Source organism: Caballeronia temeraria (assembly GCF_001544795.2).
Taxonomy (GTDB): Bacteria; Pseudomonadota; Gammaproteobacteria; order Burkholderiales; family Burkholderiaceae; genus Caballeronia; species Caballeronia temeraria.
On record NZ_FCOI02000005.1, the window covers coordinates 296,599 to 309,480 of the forward strand.

A 12,882-nucleotide genomic window follows, 5' to 3' on the forward strand; every position below is an offset into this window, starting at 1 on the left:
AGCCGTCATGCCGCACACTCACTACACCACGCTCATCTCGGCGACCAATCTCGCCGAACGGCTCGCCGCCGCGCCCGGCAGCATGCTCGTCTTCGATTGCCGCTTCGATCTCGCCGCGCCGGAGTCGGGCGAAGCGGCCTACGCGCAAGGACATATTCCCGGCGCGCATTATCTTCATCTGGATCGCGACTTGTCCGGTGCCAAGACCGGGGCGAACGGCCGCCATCCGTTGCCGGAGCGTGCCGCGCTCGTCGCCAGACTGGCGAGCTTCGGCCTGAACGAAGGCCAGCAAGTCGTTGCTTATGACGCGCAAGGCGGCATGTACGCCGCGCGTCTCTGGTGGCTCCTGCGCTGGCTCGGGCACGATTCCGTCGCGCTGCTCGACGGCGGCCTGCAAGCCTGGGAAGCCGCGGGCAATGCGCTCGACGCCGCCGTGCCGCCGAAAACCCAGGGCACGTTCAAGGCCGGCGCGCCGCTTCAGGTGACCATCGACGCTCAGGCGATCGAACGCAGCATCGGCACGCGCGATCATCTGCTGATCGATGCGCGCGCCGCCGATCGTTATCGTGGAGAGAACGAGACGATCGATCCCGTCGGCGGCCACATTCCGGGCGCGCTGAATCATTTCTTCAAGAACAACCTGACGGCGGAAGGCCGCTTCAAGACGGCTCACGAGTTGCGCGAGGCATTCGGCTCGCTCGTCGGCACGACGCCGGCGGATCGCATCGTCCTGCAATGCGGCTCGGGCGTGACGGCGTGCCATAACGCGCTCGCGATGGAGATCGCCGGCCTGCACGGCGCGGCGCTCTATCCGGGCTCGTGGAGCGAATGGAGCGCCGATCCGGGCCGCCCGGTCGCGACCGGCCCGAATCCCTGAACGCCGTTATTTGACGCCGTGCTCGCGGAACCACGCGAGCGCGCGCTTCCAGGCGTCATCCGCGTCCGCCTTGCGATAGCTCGGCCGATAATCCGCGAAGAACGCATGCCCCGCGTCGTCGTAGACGACGAACTGCGAATTCTTCGCGGGCGGCGGGTCGTTTGCGAGCGCCTGCTTCATCTGCTCGAGCGTGTCCTGCGGGATGCTCTGATCCTGCCGTCCATAGAGTCCGAGCACGGGCACCTTGAGCTGACTCGCGAGGTCGATCGGATTGCTCGGCGTGTTCTCGGTCTTGCTGCCGACGACCCGCCCGTAGAAAGCGACGGCGGCCTTCAGATTCGGATTGTGCTCCGCGTAGAGCCACGAGATGCGTCCGCCCCAGCAGAAGCCGACGATGCCCACGCGCTTCGGATCGCCGCCATGCTCGCCGGCCCATTTGACGGTCTGATCGATGTCGGAGATCACTTGCGAATCGGGCACTTTCGACACGAGTTGCTCGTTGAGCTGCTGCATCGACTTATACGCCGATGCATCGCCCTGACGCGTGTAGAGATCCGGTGCGATGGCGAGATAACCGAGTTTCGCGAAGCGCCTGCACACGTCGGCGATATGCTCGTGGACCCCGAAAATCTCATGGATCACGATGATGACCGGCAAATGCGTCTTGCCCTTCGGTTGCGCGCGATACGCCGGCACGAGCGTGCCGTCCGCGCCGCGAATGCCGATCGCGCCCGCGTCCAGGCCGTCGCTGTCGGTATGAATGGTTTGCGCGGACACCGGCAGCACGGCGGCCGCGAAGCCGGTGCCGAAAGTCGCCTTGATGAAAGTGCGCCGGTTGAACGGAACGTGCGGAATGAGGCTGTCGACTTCAGGGTCTAGCATACGAAGCTCCCGCGGCAAGGCCGTCGCGTCGTGTCGCACGGCATGCGACGGCGTGGATCGGATCGTGGAATCGCGCGGCGCGCTCAAGGGTGCACGCAACGCGGCGCTGCTGAGTAATGAACGCGCGTCCTAAATTGGACGCGCCGCCCATTCTAAACAGCTTCCAACGAATGACGCAGGCGTTCTATTCCGTGTCAGTGCAGCTTGACGCGCGGCGCGGTGGAACGGCGCAGCCAGTGCGCGACGGTATCGAGCACCATGCGCGCGTAGCCGTGCAGCGCCGCCACGTGCAAACGGTACAGCGACATGTACATGAAGCGCGCGAAGAGCCCTTCGATCAGCATGTTGCCGCCGATCAGCCCGCCCATCAGATTGCCGACCGCGCTGTAATGCCCGAGCGACACCAGCGAGCCGAAGTCGCGGTAGGTGTACTCGGGCAGCGGCTTGCCCTGCAGCATCCGCTCGAACGACTTGAACAGAAAGCTCGCCTGCTGATGCGCGGCCTGCGCGCGCGGCGGCACGTTGCGCTCGTTGCCGGGCCACGGACAGGCGGCGCAGTCGCCGAGCGCGAAGACGTTGTCGTCGGTTTCGGTTTGCAGCGTGCGGCGCACGACGAGCTGGCCGAGCCGGTTGGTCGGGAGACCATCGAGATTGGCGAGGATCGCGGGCGCCTTGATGCCCGCCGCCCAGACGGTGAGATCGGCGCGAATCGTCTTGCCGCTCGCCGTGCGGATCGTGTCGCGCGAAACCTGCGCGACCGTTTCCGCCGTCATCAGCTTCACGCCGAGCTTGGTCAGCAGTTCCGCCGTCGCAATGGACACGCGCTCCTGCAACGCGGGCAGAATGCGCGGCCCCGCTTCGATCAGCACGATGCCGATATCGTGCTTCGGATCGAGCTTGTGCAATCCGTATGCGGAAAGCACCTGCGCGGTGTTGCGCAATTCCGCCGACAATTCGACGCCCGTCGCGCCCGCGCCGACGATCGCCACCTGGATGCGCGGCACCGGATCGACGCCCGGCTCGTCCTCGGCTTCGTCCACGCCCGCCGCGACCGGCTCGGGCGCGAAATGCTCCGCGCGCATGCAGGCCGCGATCAGGCGCTTGCGAAAGAGTTCGGCCTGGCCGACGGTATCGAGCGCGATGGAATTCTGCTGCGCGCCTTCGACGCCGAAGAAATGCGTCGTGCTGCCGATGGCGATAATGAGCGTGTCGTACTCCAGCTCGCGCTCGGGCAGGAGTTCGCCCGCTTCTTCATCGCGCAACGGGCCGATCGTGATGCGCTTCGTCGCACGGTTCAGTCCGACGAGTTCGCCCTGCTGAAACTCGAAGCCATGCCATAAGGCTTGCGCGGCGTATTCGAGCTCTTGCGTGAACGGGTCCATGCTGCCCGCCGCGACTTCATGCAGGAGCGGTTTCCAGATGTGGGTCGGATTGCGGTCGACGAGCGTGACTTGCGCTTTTGGCGGCGCTTTGCCGTCCGTCGAGCCGAAGCGGTCGCCGAGACGCGTCGCGAGTTCGAGGCCGCCGGCCCCTCCGCCGACGATGATGAAGCGATGCATGGAACTCTCCCTGTGCTTTTATATTCGATCGGCCTTCGTGCTTGTCTTCCTCGATTCAAACATTGTGCGGAGCTTCGATGACAGTCACAAGCGCGTCACCAACATGTAGGACATACGCGACATGTGCCGCATATGTCCTTGCGCAAAGAATTTCAGTGCGCTTCTTCCCAGTTATTGCCGACGCCCACTTCCGCGACGAGCGGCACGTTCAGCTTCGCGACGCCGCACATCAGTTCAGGTAAGCGCTTCCTGACATCGGGCAGCGCTTCCTCGGGCACTTCGAGCACGAGTTCATCGTGCACCTGCATGATCATCTTCGCGCCGTTGCCCGATGTTTCGAGCCAGTCCTGCACGGCGATCATCGAGAGCTTGATGAGATCCGCTGCGGTGCCCTGCATCGGCGCGTTGATCGCGGCACGTTCCGCCGCCTGCCGGCGCGGGCCGCTGCCGCCGTTGATTTCGGGCAGCCACAGGCGCCGGCCGAACACGGTTTCGACGAAGCCGTTCGCCTTCGCGCTCAGACGCGTGTTCTCCATGTATGCGGCCACGCCCGGATAACGCGCGAAATAGCGGTCGATATAAAGCTTCGCCGCATCGCGCGTGATGCCGAGATTCGACGCGAGCCCGAACGAGCTCATGCCGTAGATCAGCCCGAAGTTGATGACCTTCGCGATGCGGCGCTGGTCGTTGTCGACTTCGAGCGGCGTCACGCTGAACACTTCCGACGCCGTCGCGCGATGCACGTCCTCGCCTTCCTTGAACGCGCGCATCAGCGATTGGTCGCCGGAAATATGGGCCATGATGCGCAGTTCGATCTGCGAGTAATCCGCCGATACGATCTTGCATCCCGGCGACGCGATGAACGCTTCGCGAATGCGCCGCCCTTCGCCCGTGCGCACCGGAATGTTCTGCAGGTTCGGCTCGTTCGACGACAAACGCCCCGTCACCGCGACGGCCTGCGCGTAGTTCGTATGCACGCGCCCGGTCGATGCGTTGACCATGCGCGGCAGCTTGTCCGTGTACGTGGACTTGAGCTTGGACAGCCCGCGATGTTCGAGCAGCACCTTCGGCAGCGGATAGTCTTCGGCGAGCTTCTGCAGCACTTCTTCATCGGTGGAGGGCGCGCCGCTCGGCGTCTTCTTCACGACCGGCAATTGCAGCTTCTCGAAGAAAATCTGGCCGATCTGCTTCGGTGAGCCGAGATTGAATTCGCCGCCCGCGAGCTCGTACGCCTGCGCCTGCAAATCGATGAGACGCTTCGCGATCTCATTGCTCTGCTTGTCGAGCCGTTCGCGATCGATCAGGACTCCGTTACGTTCCATCTTGCGCAGCACGCGCGAAGTCGGCAGCTCGATGTCGCGATACACGCGCAACAAGCCTTCCTCCTGCGCCACCTGCGGATAGAGCGCGTGATGCAGACGCAGCGTGATATCGGCGTCTTCGGCCGCATAAGCGGAGGCCTTGTCGAGCGGCACTTCGTCGAAACCGATCTGCGATGCGCCCTTACCCGCGACGTCCTCGTACTTGATTGTCTTCACGCCGAGATGACGCAACGCGAGGTTGTCCATGTCGTGCGGACGATGCGACTCCAGCACGTACGATTGCAGCAGCGTGTCATGTTCGACGCCGCGCAATTCGATGCCGTAGTTGGCGAGCACCTGCTCGTCGTACTTCAGATGTTGACCGACCTTTTTCTTCGATGCATCCTCGAGCCAGGGCTTGAGCTTCGCGAGCACTTCGTCGCGCGGCAACTGCTCGGGCGCGTCCGGCCCGCGATGCGCGACCGGAATGTAGGCCGCATGACCTGGCTCCGTCGACACCGACATGCCGACGATCTGCGCGGTCATCGGATCGAGCGACGTGGTCTCGCTGTCGAAGGACGTGATCTCGGCTTCGTTGATGCGCTTGAGCCAGGTATCGAACTGCTCCCACGTCTGCACCGTCTCGTAGTGATGCACGATTTCGGTGACCTGCGCGGGCGGCGTGTCGGTCGGACCTTCGACGGCATCGGCGATTTCGATCTCGCGCAGCCAGGTCTTGAAGCCATGACGCATGAACACGTCGCGCAGTTCGTCGCGCGACTCGGGACGCGCGATGAGCGTGTCGCCGATGGATTCGATCTGCGAAGTGAGGTCGCATTCCGTGTGGACGGTGACAAGTTTCCGCGCCATCGGCAGGAAGTCGAGAGCCTTGCGCAGATTGTCTCCTACCGCACCCTTGATCTCGCCCGCATGTTCTACGATGCCATCAAGGGTTTCGTATTGCGTGAGCCACTTGAGCGCCGTTTTGGGACCGCACTTTTCGACGCCCGGCACGTTGTCGACGGTATCGCCGATCAGCGACAAGTAGTCGACGATACGCTCCGGCGGCACGCCGAACTTGGCGAGCACGCCGGCGCGGTCGAGCGTTTCGTTGGTCATCGTATTGATGAGGGTGACATGATCCGTCACGAGTTGAGCCAGATCCTTGTCGCCCGTCGACACGATCACCTTCATGCCGCGCTTCTCGGCTGCGACTGCGAGCGTGCCGATGACGTCGTCCGCCTCGACGCCTTCGATCATGACGAGCGGCCAGCCGAGCGCGCGCACCGCGACGTGAATGGGCTCGATCTGTCTGGAGAGGTCTTCCGGCATCGAGGGCCGGTTGGCCTTGTAGTCGGCGTACCAGTCGTCGCGGAAAGTCTTGCCTTTGGCATCAAATACGCACGCGCTATACTCTGCATTGATTTCGCGCCGCAAGCGCCGCAGCATGTTGATCATTCCATACAGAGCGCCGGTGGGCCCGCCGTCGGGGCCTCGCAGGTCCGGCATTGCATGGTAGGCCCGGTACAAGTAACTAGAACCGTCGACCAATAGCAGGGTCTTACCTTCAAGACTTAGTTCTTCAGGCATTATGAACAAGAGAAAAGTGATTCCGAGTCTGCGATCACTCGCAGATCAAGAGCGCGCGACGGCCAAGAAGGCTCGCGCATCGTGGCAGATGTTCACGATTATGGCAGAGTTTATCGAGGCGACCGAGTACCTCTCGGAGATCCGGCCTGCCATCAGCATCTATGGTTCGGCGCGGCTGAAACCGGAGTCGCCGTACTATCAGCTCACGATCGAAATCGCGCAGAAATTCTCCGACGCGGGCTTCGCCGTCATATCGGGCGGCGGACCGGGCATCATGGAAGCGGCGAACAAGGGCGCGCACGCGGGCAAATCGCCTTCGGTGGGCTTGAATATCGAACTGCCGCACGAGCAATCGGGCAATCAGTGGCAGGACATCTCGCTGCGTTTCCGTCACTTCTTCACGCGCAAGGTCACGTTCGTGAAGAACTCGGACGCGGTCGTCGTGATGCCGGGCGGCTTCGGCACGCTGGATGAACTCGCCGAAGTGCTGACGCTCATCCAGACGAAGAAGTCGCGCCATGTGCCGATCGTGCTCGTCGGCGCGGAGTTCTGGGCCGGGTTGCTCGACTGGTTCAAGAACACGCTTCTGACCAACGGCGTGATCAGCCCGAAGGATCTGGATCTGATGCAGGTCATCGACGATCCGGATCAGGTGCTCGATGCCGTGCTGCGGTTCTATGAGGATCGTGAGGATTCGGTCGAGCAGCCGGCGGAAAGTAAGTCGGATGAAGATCGGATGTTCTATTTGTAATCATTGCCCAAGAGCGAACGCCGCGAGATCGCGGCCGTTCGCTTTTTTATCTGGCGAGTCTCGGTGAAAAATATAGTTATCCAAATTAGTGGGACATTGCTTGAGAAGTCCTGCGCAACTCGCTAAGATCGCGCGCCGTAATACCTTATAGTCAGTCGCCGCATCCAGCGGCTATTTTTTTGTCTCGCTCATAGTTTTTATCAATCTACTTCAGTTTTTGAGATAGAGACTCAATTGTGAGGCAGTCTTCCTTGCATCAGGCAATACCAATGAAACGCACCCGCCGGAATCTTTCGCTGCGGCTGGCAATCTCAGCCGCCGCAATGGCATTTGCCCTCTCCGCTTGTCACGATAAAAATCCGGACCGACCTGCGCCCGAGACGCCTGCGCAAAAAGCCGCGGCACTCGCTCAAAGAAAGAAGGACTTGCTCGACAGTGTGTCGGGAGTCTGGAAGCCCCTTGAAGGTGATGGCCTGCTGACTGTCTACGCGTCTGCGGGCAAAGCGCAAATGGCAGATGGTGACGATCCGCTTCCCGTAGGCCTTGGCGATGTGGATCCAGACAATCAGACTGTCGTCATCAAGATAAATTGGGCGACCAGGGATGAGCTTCGCACGCTCGCGCTCCACGATCCAACTGAAGGATCGGCGCCAGCCACTCTTCAAGTCACGGACGGAAATGGCAATCAGACTGAGTACACCTTCGTGCGCAAAGTCAGCAACGACGATCTGAATCGAATCTCTAGGCTCGGAGCCTCGCCAGTGAAGGCGACAACCGACGCAAACGCGGCGCCTCAAGCACAGCTCGCCGCTGCAACGAACCGCGGGGTGGTTGATATGTGGCTCGGCGGTATTGACATGAACCTGCGCTCGTGTCCCGGTTCAACGTGCGCAGCAGTGCTGATTGTCCCGAAGGATTCGAAGCTGAGCGTGGACACGTCCACTATGCGGTACGTCACCGAAACATCCGGCAATAACACGCCTTGGGTGCGTGTGACGTATGAGGGCGCCTATTGCACGGCGGACGAGCAGGATTCGCAGACTGGCTGCGCACCGTCTCACGGAACCGAAGCCCCCGTCACCGGCTGGATGAACTACACGCGGCTGATGGCAACGCCGCGCCCACAGCAGTAATCGACGATGGGGCGGCCTTGCAACCGCCCCATCGCGTTACTGAAACGCCACCTCCGCGAAGCTCCGCAACTTCCGCGAATGCAGCTTCGACAACCCATTCTCGCGCAGCAGTTCCATCGCCTTGACGCCGATCTGCAAATGCTGATCCACTTGCGCCCGATAAAACTGATCGGCCATTCCCGGCAGCTTCAATTCCCCATGCAGCGGTTTATCGGAGACGCATAACAACGTCCCGTACGGCACGCGAAACCTGAAACCATTCGCCGCGATCGTCGCGCTTTCCATATCGAGCGCCACCGCGCGGCTTTGCGACAAACGCCGCACCGGCTCGCGATGATCGCGCAGTTCCCAGTTACGGTTATCGACGCTTGCGACCGTGCCCGTGCGCATCACGCGCTTCAGGTCGACACCCTCGAGCTGCGTCACCTGCGCGACCGCGCGTTCCAGCGCAACCTGCACTTCCGCGAGCGCAGGCACCGGTACCCACAGCGGCAGGTCGTCATCGAGTACGTGATCCTCGCGCACGTAACCATGCGCCAGCACGTAATCGCCCAGACGCTGCGTATTGCGCAAGCCCGCGCAGTGCCCGAGCATGATCCACGCATGCGGACGCAGCACCGCGATGTGATCCGTAATTGTCTTCGCGTTCGACGGCCCCACTCCGATGTTCACCATCGTGATGCCGCTGCCATCCGCGCGCTTCAGGTGATACGCGGGCATCTGCGGCAGACGCGCGGGCTGCGCGCCTTCCTCGGGCTGCTCGCCGAGGTTCGCGTTATACATGACGACATCGCCCGGCTCCACGAACGACGAATACTCGCTGCGATACGCGCGCGTTTCCTCGTCGTCGGCGCGCGACATCATGGTGCGGCCGAGCTTCACGAACTCATCGATATAAAACTGGTAGTTCGTGTACAGCACATAGTTCTGGAAATGCGTGGGCGACGTCGCCGTATAGTGTCTCAGCCGATGCAGCGAGAAATCGACACGCGCCGCCGTGAACAGCGCGAGCGGATGCGGCTCGCCCGGCCCCGGCTCGTACGTGCCGTTGACGATGCGATCGTCGAGCAGCGCGAGGTCCGGCGTATCGAAGATATTGCGCATCGCGAGCAGCCGATCGCGGTCGAGATCGCCTTCGAGATGAATGCCTTCGGCAAACGCGAAGTGAATCGGAATGGGATGCGCGGACACGCCCACTTCGAGGCCCACGTGATGGTTTTTCGTCAGCAGTCGCAACTGCTCGCGATAATAATCGCCGAACAGATCGGGCCGCGTGAGCGTCGTCTCGTAGATGCCCGGCCCGGCCACGAAGCCGTACGAGCGCCGCGAATCGATCTGCGAGTTGAGCTCGGTGCGCACGCGCACGAACGGATAGCACGCGCGCACGCGATGCGTGAACTGCTCGTTGCGGCGATAGCGCGCGAATGCATCGCGCAGAAATGCGGTGTTCGCTTCATAGATCGCAGAAAGGCGCGCGACGGCCGCGGCGGGATCTTCGAAGGATTCGGTCGGAAAGTCGTTGGCGGGCGTGCCTTGCGTGCTCTGAGTCCGGTCGTTTGTCATGATCTTGTGTCTTCTTCAAATGCCCTCGTAATGAATCGACATTAACACGGAAGAATGTGTGAACCATGAAGTCCCTCTTCACGTGAGTGCGTGCGATCACACCTCGCAACACCTTTTTGGTTTGAGAAGTCATGATTCGCGAAAGCGGCGCAAAATAAGGCGTTGGCTGTGTGTTCGGCGCTCAGTCAGCAATCGTTTTGTTAGAATCCGGCCATCGCCTGGAGAACCATCATGAAGCCGCACCTTTGCGCCGCCGCCGCGGCCGTCCTCGCCGCAGCAAGCTTCGGCGCATTCGCACAGCCGGCGCAGCAAGCCGCTCAAGCGGATCCCCAACCGGCGGCGCAGAAAATGTCGCCGGAAGAAGCCGCGGGCCTTCCCGATCTGAAAGCCATCAACCGTCCGCCCGCGAACGTCAGCTCGAAAGTCGAGATTTCGCCGCCGCGCACGCCGAGCTATCACGAATTGAGCACCAATGGCACGGAAATCACCGAATTCCGCGACAAGGGCAAGCCGGTCGAGATCGACGTGCGTTCGAATTTCGGCACGCGCTATCAGATGAGCTCGCCCGCAGATACCTCGCCGCAAGTGCGCGACAACGGCAAGGCAAGCACGCGTCTGCCGTCGATCAACCTGCACTACTGATCCCGTAAGATTGCTTCCGGCCCGTTCCTTCCGGGCCGGTCGCGGCACCGCGGCTCCTTGTCCGGCGCCACCATTCACAGGCCTCTTCCCGGCCGTCCAACCTGACCGACGTTTCCCGCATGGCCGTCTTCACTCCCGTCACCAACGCCGATCTCGGCGACTGGCTGCAAGACTTCGATCTCGGCGATGTCGTCGAATTTCGCGGCATCCAGTCGGGCATCGAGAACAGCAATTTCTTTCTCACGACGACGCACGGCGAATACGTGCTCACGATCTTCGAGAATCTCACGGCAACGCAACTGCCGTTTTATCTCGATCTGATGCGCCATCTGGCGTCGCATCGCGTGCCCGTGCCCGATCCGATGCCGCGCCGCGACGGTTCGCTCTTCGGCATGCTGCACGGCAAGCCCGCGTCGATCGTGACGAAGCTCGAAGGCGCGCCCGAACTCGCACCCACGCCCGCGCACTGCATCGAAGTCGGACAGATGCTCGCGCGCCTGCACCTCGCCGGGCGCGACTTCGCGCAGCATCAGCCGAATCTGCGCAGCCTTTCGTGGTGGCAGGAAAAGGCGCCGTCGATCGTCGAGTTTCTGAGCCGCGAGCAGCGCGAACTGTTCGAAAACGAACTCGCTCATCAGGCGGCGTTTTTCGGCTCGGCGGATTACGCGTCGCTGCCCGAAGGTCCGTGTCATTGCGATCTGTTCCGCGACAACGTGCTGTTCGCGCACGGCCGCGAGCACGCGCGCCTCGGCGGCTTCTTCGACTTCTATTTCGCGGGCGTCGACAAGTGGCTTTTCGATGTCGCCGTGACGGTGAACGACTGGTGCATCGATCTCGAAACGGGCGTGCTCGATCCGGCGCGCGTCGATGCGATGCTGCGCGCATATCAGACCGTGCGGCCGTTCACGCCTGCCGAAGAGCGTCACTGGAACGACATGCTGCGCGCCGGCGCGATGCGCTTCTGGGTCTCGCGCCTGTTCGACTTCCATCGCCCGCGCGAAGCACAAATGCTGAAGGCGCACGATCCCGGCCATTTCGAACGCATTCTGCGCGAGCGCGTCAAAGCCGCTTCACCCGTTAATCGATAACCAGCGACATGCGACTCATCGAAGTTCCGGCCAAGACCGGCTACGTGTGGTTCCGCCAGGGCATCTGGCTGTTCCGCCGCAACCCGTTTGCGTTTCTCACGGTGTTCTTCGCCTATCTGTTCGTGATGACGCTGATCTCGCGCGTGCCGCTCGTCGGACCGCTGCTGCCGCTGCTGTTCATTCCGGGCGTCGCGGTCGGCTTCATGGCGGCGTGCCGCAACACGATCGCGGGCAAGCCCGTCTGGCCGACCATTCTCGTCGACGGATTCCGTTCGTATGGCAGCGTCGTCGCGCGCAGGCTGCTCGCGCTGGGCGCGCTCTACATCGTCGCGATGATGGTCATCTTCACGGCATCGGCGCTCGTCGACGGCGGCACGCTGCTCAACATCATGATGGGCGACGGACCGAGCGGCGATCCCGAGACGGTCGCCGCGAGCTTCAGCCCGCTTGCAGTGCTCGTCGCGATGGCGTGCTACATCCCCGTCGCGATGTTGTTCTGGTTCGCGCCGATTCTCGTCGCGTGGCACGACGTGCCGCCCGCGAAGGCGCTGTTCTTCAGCCTGGTGTCGTGCTGGCGCAATCGCGGCGCGTTCATTTTCTACGGCGTACTGTGGATCGCCATCGCGCTGGCGGTTTCGTTCGGCCTGACCGCGCTGATGCAGGCGCTCGGAACCGGACAGGAGATGGCGCTCGCGGTGCTGATGCCCGCGTCGATCATCGTCACGACCGCGCTGTATTGCTCGTTCTACGCGACGTATCGCGGTTGCTTCGGCGTGCAATCGCCCGATTCGCCGGACATTCCCGACGCGACCGGCACCCCCAACGCCTGACCGGATCGCCGCGCGCTACGTACGCGCGCGGCGATCGTTCGTGCACGAAGCATTACACGTACACTAGCAAGACCGGCCTTCACGGCCCTTCCGCACGACGCCTTCGTCATGACTTCGTCAAACGCCTTGCCTGAGTTTCCGCTCGAGCTCGATCAGCAGTTGTGCTTCGCGCTCTATTCGACTTCGCTCGCGATGACGAAGGCGTACAAGCCGCTCCTGGACAAGCTCGGCCTGACGTATCCGCAATATCTGGCGATGCTCGTGCTCTGGGAAGCCGACGACCTCACCGTCAAGGAAATCGCCGCGCGCCTCTCGCTCGACTCGGCGACGATGACGCCGCTGCTCAAGCGTCTCGAAGCGCAGGGTTACGTCGAGCGCGTGCGCGGCGTCGAGGATGAGCGGCAAGTCCATATCCACCTGACCGAGGCCGGCAGCGCGCTCAAGCAGGCCGCCCGCGCAATTCCGGCGGAAATCTACTGCGCATCCGGCTCCGACCTCGACGCGATGTTGCGCCTGCGCAGCGATCTGGCCCGGCTGCGCGCGTCGCTCGGCGAATACCTCGACAACTGATCTTTAAGCGATAGCGACCGGCTAACGCCGCGATCACGATATTTTAATTTGCACACTAATTATTATCGCGATACATTTACGCCCGTGGTGAACGCA

The 12,882-nt window shown here is 62.3% G+C and carries 11 protein-coding genes; 7 read left to right on the forward strand and 4 right to left on the reverse strand.

Going from position 1 to position 12,882, the window contains the following annotated elements:
- Positions 1–7 precede the first annotated feature (7 nt).
- Positions 8–877 (forward strand): sulfurtransferase, encoded by an 870-nt coding sequence (locus AWB76_RS10640; protein WP_061160096.1) that lies wholly within the window; start codon positions 8–10, stop codon positions 875–877.
- A gap of 6 nt (positions 878–883) precedes the next feature.
- Here AWB76_RS10640 and AWB76_RS10645 read toward each other — a convergent pair whose 3' ends face one another.
- The 3 genes from AWB76_RS10645 to polA form a co-directional block, all read right to left on the reverse strand.
- Positions 884–1,759, reverse strand: coding sequence for a dienelactone hydrolase family protein (locus AWB76_RS10645; protein ID WP_061160097.1), 876 nt, complete (start codon positions 1,757–1,759; stop codon positions 884–886).
- Between the two features lie 194 nt (positions 1,760–1,953).
- Positions 1,954–3,318, reverse strand: coding sequence for an NAD(P)/FAD-dependent oxidoreductase (locus AWB76_RS10650; protein ID WP_061160098.1), 1,365 nt, complete (start codon positions 3,316–3,318; stop codon positions 1,954–1,956).
- Between the two features lie 152 nt (positions 3,319–3,470).
- Positions 3,471–6,209 carry a DNA polymerase I gene (gene polA, locus AWB76_RS10655; protein WP_061160099.1) on the reverse strand — a complete coding sequence of 913 codons (2,739 nt, stop codon included), beginning with the start codon at positions 6,207–6,209 and terminating at the stop codon, positions 3,471–3,473.
- Between the two features lies 1 nt (position 6,210).
- On the opposite strand from polA, the gene AWB76_RS10660 reads away from it, so the two are divergent.
- Positions 6,211–6,960 (forward strand): LOG family protein, encoded by a 750-nt coding sequence (locus tag AWB76_RS10660; protein ID WP_061118313.1) that lies wholly within the window; start codon positions 6,211–6,213, stop codon positions 6,958–6,960.
- A 269-nt stretch (positions 6,961–7,229) separates the two neighbouring features.
- On the forward strand, positions 7,230–8,093 hold the full coding sequence (locus tag AWB76_RS10665; protein WP_157696092.1) for a hypothetical protein: 864 nt from the start codon (positions 7,230–7,232) through the stop codon (positions 8,091–8,093).
- Between the two features lie 36 nt (positions 8,094–8,129).
- Here the strand turns inward: AWB76_RS10665 and AWB76_RS10670 are convergent, their stop codons facing one another.
- Positions 8,130–9,656 carry an AMP nucleosidase gene (locus AWB76_RS10670; protein WP_061160101.1) on the reverse strand — a complete coding sequence of 509 codons (1,527 nt, stop codon included), beginning with the start codon at positions 9,654–9,656 and terminating at the stop codon, positions 8,130–8,132.
- Positions 9,657–9,887: 231 nt separating this feature from the next.
- Between AWB76_RS10670 and AWB76_RS10675 the strand changes: the two genes are divergently transcribed.
- From AWB76_RS10675 to AWB76_RS10690, 4 genes are all read left to right on the forward strand, one after another.
- Entirely contained in the window at positions 9,888–10,298 is a 411-nt protein-coding gene (locus tag AWB76_RS10675) for a hypothetical protein (RefSeq protein ID WP_061160102.1), read from the forward strand.
- A 119-nt stretch (positions 10,299–10,417) separates the two neighbouring features.
- Positions 10,418–11,386 carry a homoserine kinase gene (locus AWB76_RS10680; RefSeq protein ID WP_061160103.1) on the forward strand — a complete coding sequence of 323 codons (969 nt, stop codon included), beginning with the start codon at positions 10,418–10,420 and terminating at the stop codon, positions 11,384–11,386.
- A gap of 8 nt (positions 11,387–11,394) precedes the next feature.
- Complete coding sequence (locus AWB76_RS10685; protein WP_061160104.1) at positions 11,395–12,216, forward strand: BPSS1780 family membrane protein; 822 nt, start codon at positions 11,395–11,397, stop codon at positions 12,214–12,216.
- 108 nt (positions 12,217–12,324) lie between these two features.
- The gene (locus AWB76_RS10690; RefSeq protein ID WP_061160105.1) at positions 12,325–12,786 is read left to right on the forward strand and encodes a MarR family winged helix-turn-helix transcriptional regulator; all 462 of its coding nucleotides are present in this window, start codon (positions 12,325–12,327) and stop codon (positions 12,784–12,786) included.
- Positions 12,787–12,882 lie beyond the last annotated feature (96 nt).